The 19,428-nt window shown below is 65.9% G+C and carries 15 protein-coding genes; 5 read left to right on the plus strand and 10 right to left on the minus strand.

All coding sequences use genetic code 11. From position 1 onward, the window contains the following. The first annotated feature begins 325 nt into the window (after window positions 1–325). Window positions 326–1,348, plus strand: coding sequence for a glutamine synthetase beta-grasp domain-containing protein (locus VT03_RS18925; protein ID WP_075094424.1), 1,023 nt, complete (start codon window positions 326–328; stop codon window positions 1,346–1,348). A gap of 128 nt (window positions 1,349–1,476) precedes the next feature. Here VT03_RS18925 and VT03_RS18930 read toward each other — a convergent pair whose 3' ends face one another. From VT03_RS18930 to VT03_RS18945, 4 genes are all read right to left on the minus strand, one after another. Beyond that, window positions 1,477–2,013, minus strand: coding sequence for a DinB family protein (locus VT03_RS18930; RefSeq protein WP_075094425.1), 537 nt, complete (start codon window positions 2,011–2,013; stop codon window positions 1,477–1,479). A 57-nt stretch (window positions 2,014–2,070) separates the two neighbouring features. Continuing rightward, the gene (locus VT03_RS18935) at window positions 2,071–3,465 is read right to left on the minus strand and encodes a dipeptidase (RefSeq protein WP_075094426.1); all 1,395 of its coding nucleotides are present in this window, start codon (window positions 3,463–3,465) and stop codon (window positions 2,071–2,073) included. A 487-nt stretch (window positions 3,466–3,952) separates the two neighbouring features. Beyond that, the gene (locus VT03_RS18940; protein ID WP_075094427.1) at window positions 3,953–5,425 is read right to left on the minus strand and encodes a DUF1501 domain-containing protein; all 1,473 of its coding nucleotides are present in this window, start codon (window positions 5,423–5,425) and stop codon (window positions 3,953–3,955) included. A 455-nt stretch (window positions 5,426–5,880) separates the two neighbouring features. Beyond that, window positions 5,881–8,415: a PSD1 and planctomycete cytochrome C domain-containing protein gene (locus VT03_RS18945; protein WP_231870475.1), complete on the minus strand. Its 2,535-nt coding sequence runs from the start codon at window positions 8,413–8,415 to the stop codon at window positions 5,881–5,883. Window positions 8,416–9,334: 919 nt separating this feature from the next. Between VT03_RS18945 and VT03_RS33640 the strand changes: the two genes are divergently transcribed. From VT03_RS33640 to VT03_RS18965, 3 genes are all read left to right on the plus strand, one after another. Then, a complete protein-coding gene (locus VT03_RS33640) occupies window positions 9,335–9,697 on the plus strand; it encodes a hypothetical protein (RefSeq protein ID WP_156514607.1) in 363 nt (120 codons plus the stop codon). Between the two features lie 264 nt (window positions 9,698–9,961). Continuing rightward, window positions 9,962–12,985, plus strand: a complete 3,024-nt coding sequence (locus tag VT03_RS18960) for a hypothetical protein (protein ID WP_075094431.1) — start codon at window positions 9,962–9,964, stop codon at window positions 12,983–12,985. 43 nt (window positions 12,986–13,028) lie between these two features. Further along, window positions 13,029–13,562, plus strand: coding sequence for a DinB family protein (locus VT03_RS18965; RefSeq protein WP_075094432.1), 534 nt, complete (start codon window positions 13,029–13,031; stop codon window positions 13,560–13,562). Window positions 13,563–13,691: 129 nt separating this feature from the next. Here VT03_RS18965 and VT03_RS18970 read toward each other — a convergent pair whose 3' ends face one another. Together VT03_RS18970 and VT03_RS18975 are read right to left on the minus strand one after the other, a co-directional pair. Beyond that, on the minus strand, window positions 13,692–14,066 hold the full coding sequence (locus VT03_RS18970; RefSeq protein ID WP_075094433.1) for a YciI family protein: 375 nt from the start codon (window positions 14,064–14,066) through the stop codon (window positions 13,692–13,694). Between the two features lie 231 nt (window positions 14,067–14,297). Continuing rightward, window positions 14,298–15,533 (minus strand): SAM-dependent methyltransferase, encoded by a 1,236-nt coding sequence (locus tag VT03_RS18975; RefSeq protein WP_075094434.1) that lies wholly within the window; start codon window positions 15,531–15,533, stop codon window positions 14,298–14,300. Window positions 15,534–15,960: 427 nt separating this feature from the next. On the opposite strand from VT03_RS18975, the gene VT03_RS18985 reads away from it, so the two are divergent. Continuing rightward, entirely contained in the window at window positions 15,961–17,223 is a 1,263-nt protein-coding gene (locus VT03_RS18985) for a M14 family zinc carboxypeptidase (RefSeq protein ID WP_075094436.1), read from the plus strand. 48 nt (window positions 17,224–17,271) lie between these two features. Here VT03_RS18985 and VT03_RS33645 read toward each other — a convergent pair whose 3' ends face one another. The 4 genes from VT03_RS33645 to VT03_RS19000 all read right to left on the minus strand — a co-directional run bounded on the left by VT03_RS33645 (window position 17,272) and on the right by VT03_RS19000 (window position 19,062). Beyond that, entirely contained in the window at window positions 17,272–17,631 is a 360-nt protein-coding gene (locus tag VT03_RS33645; protein WP_156514608.1) for a hypothetical protein, read from the minus strand. Window positions 17,632–18,061: 430 nt separating this feature from the next. Then, the gene (locus VT03_RS33650; RefSeq protein WP_156514609.1) at window positions 18,062–18,208 is read right to left on the minus strand and encodes a hypothetical protein; all 147 of its coding nucleotides are present in this window, start codon (window positions 18,206–18,208) and stop codon (window positions 18,062–18,064) included. A gap of 145 nt (window positions 18,209–18,353) precedes the next feature. Further along, window positions 18,354–18,557 (minus strand): hypothetical protein, encoded by a 204-nt coding sequence (locus VT03_RS18995; RefSeq protein ID WP_156514610.1) that lies wholly within the window; start codon window positions 18,555–18,557, stop codon window positions 18,354–18,356. 61 nt (window positions 18,558–18,618) lie between these two features. Further along, a complete protein-coding gene (locus VT03_RS19000) occupies window positions 18,619–19,062 on the minus strand; it encodes a hypothetical protein (protein WP_156514611.1) in 444 nt (147 codons plus the stop codon). Window positions 19,063–19,428: the final 366 nt, after the last annotated feature.

A 19,428-nucleotide genomic window follows, 5' to 3' on the forward strand; every position in this document is an offset into this window, starting at 1 on the left:
GATCCGACGCTCGACGGCATACTGTTTGCCTATATCCTGAGCAATGAGTGGGGAGGGCACGCAATTGTCGGGAATTTCCTCTGTATTCTCTGACAACACCTCGCATGGCTGCGAGGTTTGTGTGCATTCCTGCTGAAGAGAAGGGCACTGTGCCCGACTCTGCCTGTTTGAGGCAGCATGAGTTGACGGACCGCCAGCGGAGTAGGACGAAGTTCCGGTGGATCGGTGGAGCGCTCGACTTCGGCACCGGGCGGGGACATGGTTCCCTGTCTCCCTGAGAACATGCAGGCGCCTCGCCACATGATTTCGTTTGGAGAATTGACTGATGGCTTCCGCCGACAAGTACAAGTTGGAGTACGTGTGGCTCGACGGCTACCTGCCCGAGCCGAACCTGCGCAGCAAGACAAAGGTCGTCTCGAAGGCCCCCAAGACCGTCGCCGACCTCCCGCTGTGGGGCTTTGACGGCAGCTCGACCCAGCAGGCTGAAGGCAAGAGCTCGGACTGCGTTCTGAAGCCGGTCGCCCTCTATCCGGACTCGACCCGGAAGAACGGCTTCCTGGTCATGTGCGAAGTTCTCCTCCCGAATGGCGAACCGCATCCGTCGAACTTCCGCGCCACGGTCGAAGAGTCGGAAGACCTCTGGATCGGGTTCGAGCAGGAATATTTCTTCTGGGAAGAGGGCAAGCCCCTCGGATTCCCGACGGAAGGCTACCCGGCTCCGCAGGGTCCGTACTACACCGGCGTCGGCTACAAGAACGTCGGCTCGGTCGCCCGCCAGATCGCTGAAGAACACATCGACATTTGCCTCGACGCCGGCATCGAGCTCGAGGGGATCAACGCCGAAGTGGCGAAGGGTCAGTGGGAATTCCAGATCTTCGGCAAGGGTTCGAAGAAGGTCTGCGACGACATGTGGATGGCCCGCTACCTCCTGCTCCGCCTGACCGAAGAGTACGGCGTCGACATCAACTGGCACTGCAAGCCGCTGGGCAAGGACGTCGACTGGAACGGCTCGGGCATGCACACGAACTTCTCGACCGCGATCCTCCGGGACAAGGGCGGCAAGGAATACTTCGAGAAGCTGATGGGCGCCTTCGACAAGTTCAAGGACGAGCACATCGCCGCCTACGGTCCGGACAACCACATGCGGCTGACCGGTCTCCACGAAACGCAGTCGATCGACAAGTTCAACTACGGTGTCGCCAACCGCGGCGCTTCGATCCGGATCCCCCACAGCTTCGTCGCTGGCGACGCTTACAAGGGCTACCTCGAAGACCGCCGGCCGAACAGCCAGGCCGACCCGTACAAGATCGTCAGCCGGATCCTCAAGACGATCAAGTCGATCGCCTAGTTCCGACTGGGATCGGACCTCGATAGTCTCTCCTCGAAGCGCATCGTCCTCACTGTGGGGGCGATGCGTTTTTCTTTTGGGCCGCTGAGTCTTCTCCGGACGAGTGTTTCTGGAATCGTGGTGGCTGCTCATTCGGAAGCAGGAGGGGCACTGGCGAGGGGAAAATGGTCGAGGCCGCGGTGGGCGAGTTCCCAGCTGAGGGCATCTCCTTCCGGTAAATCGGCCGCGCCGAGCCGGCGGAGGAAGTAGAGGCACTGGGCCCGGTGGTGCATTCCGTGCGTCGCGATGTGGACGAGGCCCGCTCCGAGCGGCTTTCTCCGGGGAGGATTGTCGAGAGCGTCGACGAACTCGTCGTCCGCCCGGTCCTCGCGCTCGACCGATTCGCCCAGGGCCAGCAGCTCCGCCGCCACGCGATCGAGTCGCTCGATCAGTCCGGCGATCGAATTCGCGGCTTCTCCGGGAACGTTTTCCCGTTGAGGAGATCCGGTCATCAGATCGCACCAGCATTCCATGTTGCTGATCATGTGGACGAAGGTGCGACGGAGTGTCCGGTAGCCGAGGTCGAACTCCTGGTCCAGCGCGGCGTCCGGCAGCTTTGCCGCTCGCAGCAGCAGCTCCCGGGTTGTCCAAGCGTCGTGCCGCAGCAGGCGTTCGAGAATCGTCATGGCTCTATCGGTACAGACATTCGATGGGCTGGTCGCCTACTGTGGCAACAGGTTCGGTCAGGCCGACGGTGTGCTGTCGACGAGGACATCGCGGCAGACGCGGAGCACGTTCTCTCCAAGGATCTTTCGGATGTCGTCGTCCTTGTAGCCCCGCTGGACGAGGCCGACAGTGAAGAGGGGCCAGTTGGTCCAGGCGAGGCTGTCCTGCCGGGGCCAGTTTCCGCCGAGGGCGCCGTCGGGCCAGAGGGCGGCGAAGCGGGTGCGGCGGGCCGCGCGGCGGGGGACTTTGGCGTTTTCGGCGGCGCTGTGCTGGGAGGTGTGGGAGACGTCCGTCCCGATCGCGACGTGTTCGACACCGAAGGTTTTCGCGGCGTAGTCGATGTGGTCGAGGAGGGCGGCAATGTCGCCGGTCCGGGCCAGGAACGGGGCGATGCAGCAGATCCCGATGAGGCCGCCGGTGTCGCAGATGGCGCGGATCACCTCGTCCGGCTTGGAGCGGATGTGGCTGTTGAGGGCGCCGCAGACCGTGTGGCTCGCGACCATCGGCTTTTTCGAGGCTTTGGCGGCTTCGAGACTGGTCTTCCAGCCGGAATGCGCGACGTCGACGATCACACCGACGCGGTTCATCTCTTCGATGGCCAGTCGCCCGAGGTCGCTGAGGCCGCCGTTGGCCGGCTCCGCGCAGCCGTCGCCGAGCATGTTGCGGCGGTTGTAGGTGAGGTGCATCATCCGGATGCCGAGTTGGTAGAAGACCCGGATGTAGCCGAGCTCCTCTTCCGCCGTGACCCAGGCCTGCGGGAGTGGAACGCCGTTGCCCGTGAGATAGAGGCAGTGCCGGTCGGCCTTCTTGGCGGCGAGGATGTCGTCGGGCTGGGTGGCGCGGACGAGCGTGCCGCGGAGTTTGTCCCCCAGGTAGGTGAAACGGGCCAGCCGCTTGAGGAGCATCAGCGGGTCCTGCCCCTCCTCGCCGGCGTTCTGGAAGATGGCGGTGACGCCGCTGCAGGTCAGCGCCTCGCGGAACTCTTCGCTCTCGAGCGTGCTGAGCGCCGGCCGGATCATCCCCATCTCTTCGCGGGCGTCCTGCATCTCGGCGTCGGAGGCCTTCGCCTCGTCGAGGGCCTTGAGGGCGGCGCCGTCGACCGCGGCGCGGGGGGCGAAACCGTAGGAATCGAAGACGAGGCTCTCCCGATGCAGCGCCAGTCCCCGTTCCAGCTCGGCCGGCGTGGGCCGGAGGATGGCGAGAGCGGCGTCGCGGACGCGGGCGATTCCGGCGTGAGCCGTGGCCATCAGGGGATGCGGCCGCAGAGTGGCGGAGGGGGAGGGTGAGGGGGACGGGGCGGGTGTCGAATCCTTTTCCTGGGCCGAGGCGGTCAGGGCCAGGCTGGCGGCGGAGAGTCCGGCTGCGGTTCCGAGAAACTGACGGCGGGGAAGCGGAGTGTCGAAGGGGGGCATCGGCAGGTTGGGGAAGGAGGATCGTGGGGCGGGCAGTCTTCTCTTGCTGAGGCGTTTGGCGATTGAGGGAGGCGTGTTCGATCTCTCGGGGACCTTCGCGCCGCGTTCTCGCCGGCACGACGATGCTCCCTCAGGCCCAACGTGCGACGGCAGCCGGGGTCAAGGGGGCCTCGCCCCTTTGCCGCCGGAGGCGCTTCCATGAGGCCCCGTGGGATACAACGGACGTCCGTTTTGTGGAGCCGGCGTTGAAGACTCAACGCTTGTTCTGCAATCCCCGCGGGTTGGTGAGCGAGCATCCGACACGGTGGCCGCGTTTGGACACGCGCTCCTTCAGTGAGATCGAGACAGGCCAGGCCTCCGGCGGGCAAAGGGGCGTTGCCCCCTTGCATCCCCCACCAGGGTAGCCCCTGGACCCGGTTCTTAGGCCTTCTTGTCTTTGAGTCTTTGTGTTGAACCACGGACCGGTCGATCCGCAGAGCGCTGGCCGTCACGCCAAAATTCCCTCCACCACCTCACCATGAACATCCGTCAGACGATACTGCCGTCCCTGATAACGGAACGTCAGCCGCGTATGATCAATTCCACAACAATGCAGCATCGTCGCCTGCATGTCATGAACGTGGACCGGGTTCTCCACGATGTTCCAAGCGAAGTCATCCGTCGCACCATAAACCGTCCCCGGCTTGATCCCACCACCCGCCAGCCACCAGCTGTAAGCCTTGCCAAAGTGGTCCCGCCCCTTGGGACTCGCCGGGTCCCCCTGACCAAACGGCGTGCGGCCGAACTCGCCCCCCCAGACGACCAGCGTGTCGTCGAGGAGCCCCCGGTCCTTGAGGTCCTGGACGAGAGCGGCCGACGGAGCGTCGGTGTCCTTGCAGTTCTCTTCGAGCTGCGTGAACAGGTTGCCGTGCTGGTCCCAGCCGGCGTGCATGAGCTGGACGAACCGGACCCCGCGCTCGAGCAGCCGCCGGGCGATGAGGCAGTTGTTCGCGTAGGAACCCTTCACGAGAGCGTCCGGTCCGTAGCGCTCGATGGTCGACTTCGTCTCGCCTGAGAAGTCGACAAGGTCCGGGACGCTCGACTGCATCCGGAACGCCATCTCGTACTGGGCGATGCGGGTGTCGATCTCGGGGTCGCCATAGTCCGCCAGGTGCTGGGCGTTCATCGACGCGATGTCGTCAAGGAGCGCCCGCCGGGCCTCACCCGTCACGCCGGGCGGGTTCGCGAGATACGGGACGAGGTCACCCGAGTTGCGGAACTTGACCCCCTGGAACCGGCTCGGGAGGAAGCCGCTTCCCCAGTAGTAGTCGAAGAAGAGCTGCCCGCAGGTCTTCCCTTTGTCGCTCGACGTCATGACGACGAACGTCGGCAGGTTGTCGGTCTCGCTCCCGAGGCCGTAGGAGAGCCAGGCTCCCATGCTGGGGCGGCCGGGGACCTGGGCTCCGGTCATGAAGAACGTGACGCCGGGGGCGTGGTTGACCGCCTCGGTGTGCATGGAGCGGACGAGGCACAGGTCGTCGGCGAGGGCCCCGATGTTGGGCAGCATCTCGCTCATCCGGGTGCCGGCTTTGCCGTAGTTCTTGTGGGGCTTGATCGCGGGGACGCAGGGCCATTTGCCGTAGCCGCTCGACATCGTCGAGAGCCGGGTCGAGCCGCGGACGGTGTCGGGGATGTCTTTGCCGGCCATCTCGCGGATGACCGGTTTGTCGTCGAAGAGGTCGAGGTGCGAGGGGCCGCCTCCCTGCCAGAAGACGACGACGCGTTTGGCCTTGGGGGCGTGGTGCGGCAGGCCCGGGAGGCCGCGCGGGGTCTTGTCTCCTTCGGTGGCGGCGGAGGCGCCGGACTGCTGCATCAGGCTGGCGAGGGCGGCGACGCCGATCCCGCCGGCGGTTTGGCCGAACATCTGCCGCCGCGTGACGCGGTGGATGTTCTCGCGGAAGAGGTCGTGGGAGAAGTTCATAATGTCGAAGTTAAGTGAACTGGTGGTCGGTCTCTATCGGTTCGAGCCATGTCCTTGCCGGCACAGCGTTGTTAGCTCAAACCCAACGTGCCACGGCCACCTGGGGTCAAGGGGGCCACGCCCCCTTGCCGCCGGAGGCATTCCTGTGAGGAACCGTGGTACACAACGGACGTCCCCTTTGTGGCACCAGCTATGAGGACTCCCTCAATCCACACAGCTTGCTTTGCAATCCCCGCGGGTTGATGAGGGGGGCATACGACACGGCGTCCGCGCTTGGACACCCTCTCCTTCAGACATCTCTCGACGGTCAGCCTCCGGCGGGCAAGAGGGCGTTGCCCCCTTGCATCCCCCACCAGGGGTGACCCCCTGGACCCCGGTTCATATTGATGATGTTGGGTTGGGATTTAAAACTCTTTTTATACTTGGAGTTGGGGGGGACTAACTATTGCTAACGCTCACTCTCTCGTCATCGCTTCATCAAGGTTCAGGAGGCCGAGGCAAACCGCAGACAGAGCAGCGTGCTCGGGGGCGGGAATCGCTTCGTCCCGCGGGGCGGAGCCGACCGCCAGGAACGACTTGGCGTTTTCGGGATGAGCCTGGAAGAGCGCGAGCTGCCGCTCGTACGACTTCCGCAACGCGGCCAGGTCCCGGTCCGCAGGACGGCGTCCAAGGACCTTACGAAACGCATCGGTCAACCGGGCGTCGAGCTCTCCCGCCGACTTCCACGCGTTCTGAGCGAGAGAGCGGGCAGCCTCGACCCAGGTCGGGTCGTTGAGGGTCGTCAGCGCATGGAGCGGCGTGCTGGTGGTCGCCTGACGGACACGGCAGGTCTGGCGGTTGGAGGCATCGAACATGTTCGCCGGGCCGACCGTCCGCCGCCAGAAGGTGTAGAGACTCCGCCGGTACAGGTCCGTCCCCTTGGAAGCGGGGTACGTAAAGTCCCGCTCCTTCGTGATGGCGAGCGCTTCCCAGATGTCGTCGGGCTGATAGGGATAGACCGGCACACCGCCAATCTTCGAATCGAGCATCCCCGCCGCCCCGAGGGCCCAGTCCCGCAGAAGCAGGGAGGGCATGCGGAAGCGGCTGGCCCGGGCGAGGAGGCGGTTCTCCGCGTCGCGGCTTTGCAGGTCGGGGGTAATGCGGCTCGACTGACGATAGGTGCTGCTGGTGACGATCAGCCGGTGGATCGTCTTCATGCTCCAGCCCTTCTCGCGGAACTCGACCGAGAGCCAGTCGAGGAGCGGGCCGTGGATCGGGAACTCGCTCTGGACGCCGAAGTCCTCGGCGGTCTTCACGAGTCCGGTCCCGAAGAAGTGCTGCCACATCCGGTTGACCTGCACGCGGGCGGTCAGCGGGTGCTCCGCCGAGACGAGCCACCGCGCCAGTCCCAGCCGATCCCGCGGCGCCCCTTCCGGCAGCGGCGGCAGGAAGGCGGGCGTGTTGAAGGTCACCTTCTCCTTGGGATTGAGGTACTCGCCGCGGTCGAGGATCGAGGTCTCGCGGGGCTTGGCGTCGCTCATGACCATGACCCGCGGGATCTGGTCCGCCTTGTAATTCGCCAGGTCGTTGCGGGCCTTCTCCAGGCGTCCGAGCGCCGGGATCTGTCCCGCGATCCCCGGCCGGACTTTCTCTTCGAAGTGCTTCCGCAGGCTGGCTTCGAGGGTCTTCTTCTCCTCGTCCGACCGCTCTCCGTCGGGCTTCTTGAGGATCGCGACGATCGGCTCGGGAAGCTGCTTCCCTTCGCCCGGCTTGCCATCCACGAGGAGGCCGGTCCGCCAGCCAATGAAGGCCGCGTCCGCCCCCTGCTTGGCCTGGGGCTCGAGGTCGGCGATCTTCTTTTCGAGCTCCGCGATCCGCTGCTGGTTCTCTTCGGTCGGCAGCTCGATGAGAGGCGGGGCGACGCGGATCCGCGAGGAGAACCGCTGAGGGGTGCCGCTCTCGGGGACGCGGTTGAAGGCGTCCATGAGGCTGTAGTAGTCCCGCTGCGTGATCGGGTCGTACTTGTGGTCGTGGCACTGGGCACAGGCCATGGTGAGGCCGAGCCACGTCGTCGCCGTGGTGTCCATGCGGTCGAAGAGGATCACGAACCGCTGCTCTTCGGCGATGGCGCCCCCTTCGCCGTTGAGGAGGTGGTTGCGGTTGAAGCCGCTGGCGATCTTCTGGTCGGTCGTGGCGTCCGGCAGGAGGTCGCCGGCGAGCTGCCAGACCGTGAACTGGTCGAAGGGGAGGTCGGTGTTGAGGGCCCGGACGACCCAGTCCCGCCAGATCCATTGCCAGGTGTCGCCGTCCTGCTGGAAGCCGTTGCTGTCCGCGTAGCGGGCGGCGTCGAGCCAGGGGAGAGCCATCCGCTCGCCGTAGTGCGGGCTGTCGAGGAACCGTTCGACGAGTTTCTCGTAGGCCTTGGGGTCGGGGTCGGCGACGAAGGCGTCGACTTCCGCCGGCGTGGGAGGCAGTCCGACGAGGTCGATCGAGAGCCGGCGGATCAGGGTGGCGCGGTCCGCTTCGGGGGAGGGGGCGAGGCCTTCGGCTTCCAGCCGGGCGAGGATGAAGCGGTCGACCGAGTTGCGGACCCAGTCCGTCCGCTTGGTCTCCGGTTCGGGAGGACGCTGAGGGGGGACGAAGGCCCAGTGGGTTTCGTATTCGGCCCCTTCGGTGACCCAGCGTTCGAGCCGGGCCTTCTGCTCCGCCGAGAGGACGCGGTTGGAGTTGGGGGGCGGCATCATGACGTCGGGATCGGTGGAGCGGATCCGTTCGAGGAGGCTGCTCTTTTCGATGTCCCCGGGGGTGATGGCGCCCATGTCGATCGCGGTTTTGCGGTCGTCGAGGCGGAGGTCGGCCTGGCGTTTGTTGCTGTCCTGTCCGTGGCAGTAGAAGCAGTTCTCCGAGAGAAGGGGGCGGATGTCTCGGTTGAAGTGCAGGGGTTCGCTCGCCCGAGCGAGGTGGGGCCCGGCCAAGGCGATGGAGACGACGAGCCAGAGTGACGAACGCAATGCCAACCCCATCCCCGGCGTGGTGCCGGGTTTCCTTTTGAGACGCATCAAGGAATACGGATTTCAAAGTACGGCGAAACTGGGTCGGGGACAACCCAGCGTCCCGCTGGACCGGGGTGGCCGGGGCACGATGGGTTTGAGCTATGGGAGCCGACTCGGCGAGTTCGGTTTTTGAGCGAAGGCCAGAAAGCGTGCCCGGCGGACGGATGTTCTTTGCGCAGTTCGATGCCATTCGCCAGCTGGGTCCAGGGGACACCCTGGCGGCGTGCAGGGGCCGCCCCCTGCCCGCCGGAGGCCTGGCCGTCGGGAGTTGTCTGAAGGAGGGAGTGTCCAGGCGCGGCTCGGTGCGAGATGCCCCCTTCACCTCTGCGCAGCCTGCGGGTTCGAGTCTTGAGCAGAGGCTTCCTCGGTGGCGCGTCGCTGCGGCGTAGGACCGGGCTCGCATTTCTGCGTCGACGTCCGCGAAGGGCGTCGAAGAAATCTCTCCACTGTCAGGTTTCCTTCTTTTCCGCCGGGTGCGGGGCCGGCGGAACTTTGCGGGGTTGTTGGCTTCGAGGAGGCAGATCAGGAGGCGGTCGGAGTACCGGCGCCGGACGCCGACGATCTTTCGGCCGTAGTAGACCGGTTCGGGGAGGCCCTGGATCGCGATGGTTCGGGCTTCTTCTTCGAGGCGGAGGGCGTGCAGCTGCTTGAGCGAGGCGAGGGACTGCTGCTCGGCTGTCAGGGGGCCGGTCAGGGGCGGAGTCGGTGGGGAACGTCGTTTCGGTGGCCTGCGACGTGTTCGGGCTGTTCGGTGCGGGCGGAAAACCACCTGAGTGTCAGGTTTGGGGCGTCGCGTGCGGGGAGCTTTGGGGCGGCGGAACTTTTCGGGGTTGTTGGCTTGGAGGAGGCAGATCAGGAGCTTGTCGGAGAAGCGGCGTTGGAAGCCGACGAGCTTTCGGCCGTAGAAGACCGGCTCGGGGACGCCCTGATTCCGGGCGATGGTTCGGGCCTGCTCTTCGAGGTGCAGCGCATGCTCCTGATCGATGGCGGCGAGGGCCTGGCGGTAGGTTTCGGAGACCCGGAGGGCGTTGTAGTGGAGTTCGCGGGAGACGCCCGCTTTGACGGCGGCGATCCGGACGATGCCGTAGGTTTGGTAGGCTCCGAGGAAGGCCCGCTGCTTTGTTGTGAGGGATTTGCTCATGGCGTCGGTCCGAGGAGGGGACGCCGCTCAATCGGCGCACGCCTGTCGTGCCTGGGAAATATCGCCAGAGAACGCTCGATGATCCGTGTTCTCGGTTAACGGAGCCAGCCAGAACATTGAGGGCTCGCCAACCCGATTCGACGTTCCTCAGGCCCCTTGACGGCGGTCCCTTCGATCGCACGGGTTTTGGTGCGTTTCGCAAGGCCTCAACGCACCCGACTTAACTGTGGTTCGCTCGACGGCGATCGGAGCGATGAATCGCCTCGGGAGATCCCGCTGCCGCGAGACGGTAGACTGTCTCCCACAGCCCCGGGCCCGGGCCAACGTCGAGGCCGGACGGCTCCACCTTCGTCCGAGAACGCGATGTCCGACCACGAACACGAGCCCTTGCCCGCGCCGAGGGTCAACCTCCGCCTCCTCCTCCTGGGAGCCGTTCTGATTTCTCTCACCGCGGGCCTGGGACTCCAGCTCTGGTCCGCCTTCGACAATGCCCGCCGCCAACGGGATGAGCGGGCCGCGCGGCTCGCCGCGTTGCAACGCGGACCAGTCGCCCGGGGCTTCGCCGATGACTCGCTGATCGAGGTCGCCTCCGAAGTCCGGCTCGCCACCGCCCGGTCTGCCTTCGCCTCCGTCGCGGCGCAACGGGTCCGGAAGCAGTCCTGGAGGTTCTGGGACCAGTCCCTCCCCACCCCGGAGACGATCCGCACGCAGGCCACCGTCGCCGAGGAATACCTGCGGTTCCGCCTGCGGGAACTGGAGGCGTATCGCACCCGCACGCAAGACCAGGGACCGGCCCGCACCGCCGGCGAAGCGTTCCTTGACGCCTACCTGCGGCAGGTGGCGACCCGTCCGAACGATCCTCGCGCCCAGCCGGGGCTGCGCGACCTGGCGACAAAGGCGATCGACGCGGGGAGCCGCGATCCGATGATCCGGGTCCACCACGCGAATCTGCAATGGGAAGGGGGACGAGACCGTGAAGAGTGCCGGACTCTCATCCTGGAGGCCCTGCGGGATCTGGCCGACTCCGGCTACCCCAGGATCGTTGCCTCGTACGGGCGGCTCTATCTTCGAGACTTCATCCCCGCGGAAGACTCGGACCGCCGCGTCGCCGCCCTTCGGGACGCCCTTCCGGCGCTGGTCGCATGGCTGGAGGAAGAGGCGGCCGACCCGGCCTGGACCCGCAGCTCCATGGAGCGAGTATCCCGTCTCTATCGCTCCTGGCCGGCCGCCGACCGGCGGCTGTTCCTCCTGGCCCTGACTGAAGCCCGGGCGATCGATCCCTACATCCCCCACACACTGCTCGGCGAGGTGTTCATGGATCAGGGCTGGTCCAGCCGCGGCTGGCGGTGGGCGGCCCAGGTCCGTCCCGACCAGTGGAAGGGGTTCGAGAAATACATGCAGATGGCGACTGACCACCTCGAATACGCATGGTCCCTCCGCCCGGATCTCCCTTATGCCCCCGCGCTCATGATTCAGATCGCGATGGGAGGCCAGGGGAGCGGCGAAGGGACGCGGTTCTGGTTCCTCCAGACGATCGAGGCGCAGTACGACGACGCCTCCGCGTATGAAAGCTACCTGTTCTCGCTGACGACGAGGTGGGGCGGCCGCCCCGGATTGATCCTCGGCACCGGCCGGTTCTGTCTCGAAACGGACCGCTTTGACACGCGGATCCCCTACATGGCTCTCGAGGCGGTCGATACCCACCGGATCTACGAACTGGACAAAGGGGAGACCCTGGCCGACGCCCCCGACGCGGTGGAACTGCTGCGGAAGTTCCTGACTCACCGGAAAGCGGCGATCGCGGGGCGCGGCATGGCGGCGCTCCACGAGGCGGATGGCTCTTATCGCAGCCTGTTGCTGCGGCTGCTCGAGTCGGCCGGACTCCGGCACGAGGCGGCCCTCCTGCTGACCGAAGTGGGAGAGGACCTGAACTGGATCGACCAGCGGAAGGACAACCGTCCGGGCCGCTACCTGGCAGCCCGGCTCGTGGCCGAAGACGCGGGAGACGCCGCGGCGATCGCGGCCTTCGACGACCGGCTTCGCGGCCCTCTCCTACCCGGATTCGGTCCCGCCGACGTCGCTCTCCTGGAGACGGAGTGGACAGCGCTCCGCGGCCGCGCCCCCGCCCAGCCCGGTCCGCACGATTACTTCCGGCATGCCGAGGCGATGCTCGGCCAGTTGCGGGACTTCGCCGCGGGGAACTGGGTTGCGCTCCGCGCGGAGGCTCCCCTGTGGGGCTGGGAACCCTACGCGGACGAATGGTTCGCCGATCCCGAGGTCGGAGTGACGCTCTCGGCCCGGGCGGCGCGGGCTCCCCTGGTGTGCCTGCGGCCCCTGATCGGCCTGCAGCCGCCGCTCGAAGCCGAGGCGGTGCTCGTCATTCCCGACCCCGCGCCGTATCCCGGCGCGGTCGGCATCGGCTGGTCGCGGGAAGGGGACGCGCAGGTCTTCAGCCGTCCCCAGGGCCTCACGCTGGGGGCGGTCGAGGCCAGCCTGTCGATGCGGCATCCGGAGAAGAAGCTCGAGCGGCGCGACCGGGGGTACGTCAGTCACGTGGGCTGGCACTCCGCCAACTTGCCGCTTGAGGCGGGAGTCCCGCATCGGATCAAGTTCAAGACGTGGGGGACGGAGGTTGAGTTCCAGGTCGACGATCTCGCGCGGTCCGAGCCGCTGCCGGCGGGTCTGGAGTCGCGGGGCTGGCTCGCCTTCGGAACCGTCTCGCCACAAGATCAGCCGGAGAGCCGGGGCCGGCGAGCGGGCGCGGTGATCTTTCGCGATGTCCGGTTCCGACGGCTGGACGCCCCCCGTCCTCCCGCGGCGGGTCTCCCTCGGGAGGAGCGGCTGCAATACTGGTCGGCGAGGATGACTCGCGACCCGGCCGACTTGATCGCGGCGGTTCAGGTTGCGCGGCTGCGGGTCGAGGGGGAGGAGTTCGAGGCCGCGCTCGCCGGGACGGACGCGATCCGGCAGCAGTGGCCACGGGCCAACAAGGTCCCGGCCATTCGCGGGGCAGCCCTCAAGGGGCTCCGCCGCTATGAGGAGGCGTTGCGGGAGTTCGAGGCGGCGGGCGAGGAATGGGAGGATGATCCCGAGTCCGATGGGCACTGGGGGGAGATTCTCTCCTCCGCGCCGCAGGAGTCGCTTCGCGATCCGCAGCGCGGCCTGTCGAAGTCCGAGTTCGCTGTCCGGATCGCCCGCACGCCACACACCTGTGCCGCCTTTGCCGCGGCCCAGGCGGCGCAGGGGAACTTCGAGCAGGCGGTGGTCCTCCAGGAAGAGGCGATTCGCGGAGCCTCGGAAGGCCAGCTCGCTGAATTCCGGGAGCGGCTCACCCTTTACCAGAACAAGCAGCCGTATCGGCTCCCCGAGCCGGCCGCAGAGAAGTGACTGAGCGGACGCGGGGCGAAATGCTCCTGCCCGAGGTGAGGCGATGACGGATCTGTGCAAGCAGATGCTCGCGACCCAGTTTGCCGCCAGCTTGTGCACCTTGGCGCATGCCGTGGAGCGGTGCCCGGACGAACTCTGGAACGCGCCGGTGGCGAAGTATCCCTTCTGCCAGGTGGCGTTCCATACGCTGTTCTTTGCGGACCTTTACCTGGAGCTCAACGAGGAGGGGCTGAGCCGGCAGCCGTTTCATCAGGCGAATCCGGAGCTCTTCGGCGACTACGAACAGCTCCAGTACCGCGAGCCGCAATCGCTCTACGAACGATCGCAGATCCGGACGTATCTGGAGTTCGTGCGCGACAAGGCGAACGCGACCCTCGCCGCGGAGACGGCGCAGACCCTGGCCGCGCCTGAGCAGTTTCAGAGGCGGCTGTCGTCGCGGGCGGAGCTGTACCTCTACAACCTGCGTCACATTCAGCATCACGCCGCGCAGCTGATCCTGAGGCTGCGACTTGACTCCGATGTCGATGTGCCGTGGGTCGGCGGCGGCTCGATCCGATGGCCGGGACAACCGTCGTGATCGCCCGTGACGGCGCTGGTCGTCGGTGGCGTTTGTTCTGGTGTGTCGACTGGCCGCGCCGAAGGGCGTGACCCGGCATCCAGCCGAGGACGGGATGCCGGGTTCGACGACCTGGGCCGGTCTGTGTGACTACCCGGCCGATCCGCAGCCGGAATCGCCCATCGACTCGTCATACAGCTGGTAGATCTCGCACGTTCCCTGGCCGGCCACTTCGAGGAAACGCCGGGTGTGCTCGACGATCTCTTCCTTGCTCGCGGCCTGGAGAAGGGCGTAGCCCCCCAGGACCTCCTTGGCCTCCGCGAACGGGCCATCCGTGACGCGGAACTGGCCGCCGGCACTCCGGTGGACGCGAACCCCCGTGCTGCCGAAGCTGACGCCTTCGGTGGCGATCAGCCACCCGGCCTTCATGGCGTCTTCGATGAGCTGGCCCATTTTGGCCATTTCGGCCTCGGTGGGCGGGGTGTTGCTGTTGGGTTCGTGCGTGAAAATGCTGATGAATCGCATGTCGATCCTCCGGGGGTCAAGTTGTGCTGCCACACAACCGTCGAACAGGCTGAGCGCGGATCGACACGAGATCCCGTTTTTTTTGCAGGCGATTCCGAGCGGGTGCGCTCCAGCGGGTGCGCGGCGGACGACTCCATCGTGGCCGGTGCGACCGGCGGGCGGCAGCGCGGCGCATCCGGGGGTCATCGACCCGAGAGACCCGGAGACCGGGAGACGTTGGAGTCGTGCACTTCAGGCGGCGCGGCGCTGTGGCAGCGGGGCGGCCATCGCCCGCTCGGCGTTGAACATGTAGTCCCGCGTCTGGGGGACCGCGGACCGGTCTTTGGCGAGCTGCATCTGGAACACCATTCCGCTGCCGTGCCGGAAGACCATCTCCGCACAGGCCAGATAGAACTCGAACATCCGGCAGAACCGCTCGTCATAGATCGCTTTGATTCGCTCCCGGTTCTCCGCGAACTTGGCGGCCCAGCACCGGAGCGTTTCGGCGTAGTGCAGACGCAGGACTTCCACGTCGGTGACCCACAGCCGCTGGCGCTCGGTCGCCGGAAAGACTTCGGACAGCGACGGGGTGTAGCCGCCGGGGAAGATGTACTTCCGGATCCACGGGCCCGTCCGTCCCGGGATGGCCATCCGCCCGATGGAGTGCAGGAGCATGACGCCGTCGTCGGTCAGCAGTCCTTTGACCTTGGTGAAGAACTCGTCGTAGTGCGTCACGCCGACATGCTCGAACATTCCGACCGACACGATCCGGTCGAACTGTCCCGTCAGTTCGCGGTAGTCCCGCAGCTCGAACTTGACCCGGTGAGCCAGGCCGAGGTTGGCCGCTCGCGCGGTCGCGATCTGGTGCTGTTCGACCGAGAGCGTCACGCCGGTGACGTGGACGTCTTCCAGCTGTGCCAGGGCCAGGGCCATCCCGCCCCAGCCGCAGCCGATGTCGAGGACTTTCTGTCCGGGGCGGAGCAGGAGCTTGGCTGCGATGTGCCGCTTCTTCTGGATCTGGGCGGCTTCGATCGTGTCGGACGGATCCTGGAAGTAGGCGCAGGAGTATTGCTGGTCCGGGTCGAGGAACAGCGAGTAGAGCTCCGCCGAGAGGTCGTAGTGGTGGGCGACGTTCTGCTGGGCTTTGCCGATGGGGTTGTGCTGGGTGATGAACCGCAGGGCCTTGGAGAACCGCCGGAGCACGGACTGGAGTGGGTAGCCGTCGAGCGAGAGCTTGTTGAGGTTGAAGAGCTCCAGGAAGTCGTAGAGGGTCCCCTCTTCGAACTGGATCTCGCCGTTCATGTACCCTTCGCCGAGGGCCAGGTCCGGGTTGAAGAACAGCCGGCGGTGGAGGGCGGGGTTGGTGATGCGGAAGGCGACGCGGGGGCCCGCGGAGCCGGTAAATGTGTGCTGGCGGCCGTGGGCGTCGATGACCGTGAGAGTCCCGACTTGAACGAAGCGCTTGAGCAGATGGCCGAGCAGAAACATGGCGGAGTCCTTCCCTGGATACCGTGGTCACCTGGCAACGCTAGGGGCGATGGTCGAAGGGTGTCAATGTCAGTGTCGGAGGAGAGGCTGGAGGCTTAAGGCGGAAGGCTGAAGGAAGAGTTGGAGAAGGTGGCTGGCTGTCCGGGTCCAGGGCTGGCCCTGGCGGCGTGCAGGGGCCGCCCCCTGCCCGCCGGAGGCTGAGTGCTCGAGAACCGTTGGAAACGACGCGTATCCAAGCGCGGACAACGTGTCGTATGCCCCCGCCCCAACCCGCAGGGAGTGCAGAGCGGACGTCGTGGAGAGAAGGGAGTCCTCCCTGCTGTTTCCGTGAGGAGCCATCGACCGGATCAGCGGCGCCGCCCCGGCCGGGCTTGTGTGGTGATCGACGCTGGGCCAGCATGGGGCCTTCGACTCAGGGAGCGCTTCCATGCTGCGAATGATCGGACTCGGTCTGTGCCTGCTCGCGATCTGGCCTGCCTCGGAACAGGCGGTTTTCGCCGATGAGCTGAAGGTGTCGTCCGACTTTGAGGGGGGCTCCGTTCGAGTCGTTTCGGTCGACCCGGAGCGGCGGACGATCGCCTTTACACCCGGCGGAGACCCGAACCGCGGGTGGCCCTGCTGGTGGTTCTTCCGGATCGACGGGCTTGGTGAAGGGCAGACGGCGACGCTGGATCTCTCCGGAAGTCCGGCTCCGGCCCGGAACAACGGACGCGATACCGGGAAGCCGCTCGACTCCGGATGGGCGATGCCGGAACGGGCCTCGGTCTCGAACGATGGGGTCGCCTGGCGGCACACGGAGCCGGGCGAACGGGCCGGGGCCGTTCTGCGATACAAGGTCCTCGGTACCGGAGGCCCGCTGTGGGTCGCCTGGGGGCCGCCGTTCACACCGAAGGATACGGAACACCTTATTGCCGAGGCCCGGAAGGCGCAGCCGGATGTCGAGGAGTTTGTTCTCTGCAGGACCCGGGAGGGCCGGCCCGTGCAGGGGCTTCGCGTCGGGGCGGCGGACAAGCCGAAGGCTCCGGTCGTGTGGATCCACGCCCGCCAGCACGCCTGGGAATCGGGAGCGAGCTGGGTGGCGCGGGGACTCGTCGAATGGCTCGTGAGCGGCGATGCCGAAGCGGCGCGGCTCCGATCCAGCGTCGAGGTGGTTGTCCTCCCGATCATGGACGTCGACAACGTTGCGACCGGCAACGGAGGGAAAGAGGCGGACCCGCGGGATCACAACCGGGACTGGGCCGAGAAGCCGGTCTATCCGGAGATCGAAGCTGCCCAGGCCCGTCTCAAAGAGTTCTCGAAGGAGGGGCGTCTCGGCCTCTTCATTGACCTCCACAACCCGGCGCCGGGGGACAAGCGGCCGTTCTTCTTCGTCGCGCCTCCGTCGCTGCTCGCCCCCATCGGTCAGCTCCGGCGGGAGCGGTTCCTCGAGACCGCCGCGCGGCAGATCAAGGGGCCCCTCCCTGTTCTGGAGAAGCCGCGGATCACGGGGGCGGACTATCACCCGCTGTGGCGTCAGATCAGCGGCGTGTGGGTCAGCGAGAACGGGAACCCGGAGACCGTCGCGGTCTGCCTGGAGACATCCTGGAATACGCCGCACTCGACCACGGAGGGCTATCGAACCGTGGGCCGGCAGCTGGGGCTGACGATCGCGGAGTTTGTTCGCGTGATGCCGGAGAGGGAGTCGCGGTGAAGCAGGCAGGTCGTGAGGGAATCCCTCACGACCCGCTGGTGCGTGCGATCAGTTTGCCGGAGCGGGGGCCGCAGGCGGTGCCGCAGGGGCCGGCGCCACAGGAGCCGGGGTCGCGGGTGTCGCCGGGGCTGCGGCGGGCGGAGTCGCCATGCCGGCGGCGCCGTTCGTCGCCGGCACCGAGTTGTTGACCGGCGCCAGTCCGTAGTACGAATACGAGTGGGGACCGGTCCAGGTGGGACCGTAGCCGTACCCCGCGCAGTAGCGGCCTGTTCCGACATAGGGGGCGGCGAAGTAGCAGCCGTAGCCCTGATCCCAGCCCGGCCGGCAGCGATGGCGGGCCTCGGCGGGGTTGGCCATCGTCAGCATAAGCCCGAGGGACAACAGTCCCAACGCGAAATTGTGCTTCATCGAGATGCTCCTTGGGCGGGTGCCGCGCTGATCATCACTCTTAAGGTGATGGCCCTGGGCACACACGCGGGTTCCAATCCGTTCCGCCGGAAACTAGCAGACGCCGGGGCGGTTTGACGAGGCGCGTTGCGGCGACGCAATCGCCACGGTGTCGACGGCGCTGCGGGCTGGGTTCGCCCCTGCGGAGTCTGTCCGTGTGATGCCCCGAGCCTGAGCCGGGCTGCCCGCAGGGGCAGCCCGTGTCTCAGTCGACTTCAATCGTTGATCGAGGCGGCTCGCCGAGGCGACGCGTCGGCGGTGCCACCCGCTTCTGTCGGTCAACACGCGGGCTGTGAATGGGGAGCGGACACTCCCCGCGGCTCGACGCTTCTGGTCAAGGACCGGCCGCCCCAGAGTCTCTTCCTGACCACGGCCCGCTGAGGCGGTTGTTTCAGTCTTTCCAGAAGCCGTAGCCGATCCCGATCAGGATCCCGACCCCCACCAGGGTCACAACCGAAACCACCGAGAAACCATTCCAGGCCCCAATCGCCACCGTCAGGAAACCGGCGCGGAGGCCACACCCTACTGCTCCCACCATGACGAGCCTCTTGACTCGAAGGCTTGTGCCTTCACCACGATTGCATCGTGCAAGTCATTCGAACATCGTGTTGGTGGTATGGTGCGTCGTGTATAGGAGTTGTTCGCGCTGTTTCGGTGAATAATCGAAAAAGGTGGCTTATGCGTCAGGCCGGGGGACTGAGGACATCGGAGCCCGAGTTGAGATATCCCCGAGTCAGGTTCCAGTCGATGGGAGGGATCGAGGGACGCGGCCACACGCCGCTCTGCTGGCTTGTCGCGAGCGGTTCGTCGCATCCGGCAATCCGCTTCCGCAAACCGAACTTCTCCAGAATCGACTCGATCACCTTACGTGAAGATTGAGCTCCCATCTTGTCCTCCGTTTCTCAAGCTGCTGGGGTCCGTTTGCCCGGCACGACCGACTCCCGGTCCTCAGCGAGGCTTCCGAACGCTCGTTCCCTGTGGATAGGTCTCTATCAGATTTTTGACTTTCGAAATCATACCCGGGATCAAACTGCTGCTTTGAATCAATTCGCCAAAATGCATCGGAACTCGAAAATGCTTAACCTCGAGGCCTAGCGCCTCCAGACGCTTATAAACGGCGTTTCTAGTCAGGTTCAGTTGTTCTGCGACCCCTCCCGGCCCCTGAATGGATCGGCTTGGGCTGCGGTGAAAGTAGTTCTGCAACTGTCGAACCTGCAGCAGTGCGATCACCATGGCGTGAATGGATTCGACCGCTTCCACGTCGCCGCGATCGATCGCCATGTCCTCGAGTGCTTGAGAGTCCGTCAGCAATGTGTCCAGCCAAGGTTCCGCCGCCGCGCTGGGGGCAAACGTCGCGGGAGGTTCGGCCAAGGCTGCGTCGTCAGATTCCATGGTGCTGAGTCTGTCCGCTGCGGGAGTTCGAGTACCGGGCTCGTCATCCATCGTTCCCTCCGTCGGATGGAAGTTCTGAACTCCGCGTATTAACAGAATGTAAACATGCTGTATACGCGTTCAACGATTCTGGCCTGTGGATCTAAAAGAGCAAGCACGACATCCGGATTTCTAAGCATTCTTCACATACTTTTCTTGCGCCGTCTTCACATTCAGGGGTCTTTCTCGGATCGATAGAGATTACCTCGCGTGATATTCGCCTTTTGTCTTTGTGCGTACGTCTGAATAGGGTGTCCGCCTCCTGGAGTCGAAAATGGATCGCGGCGGAGCGGGGAGCCTCCCCTCCTGCGGGGCGTGCGCGTATGA

The organism is Planctomyces sp. SH-PL14, assembly GCF_001610835.1.
Taxonomy (GTDB): domain Bacteria; phylum Planctomycetota; class Planctomycetia; order Planctomycetales; family Planctomycetaceae; genus Planctomyces_A.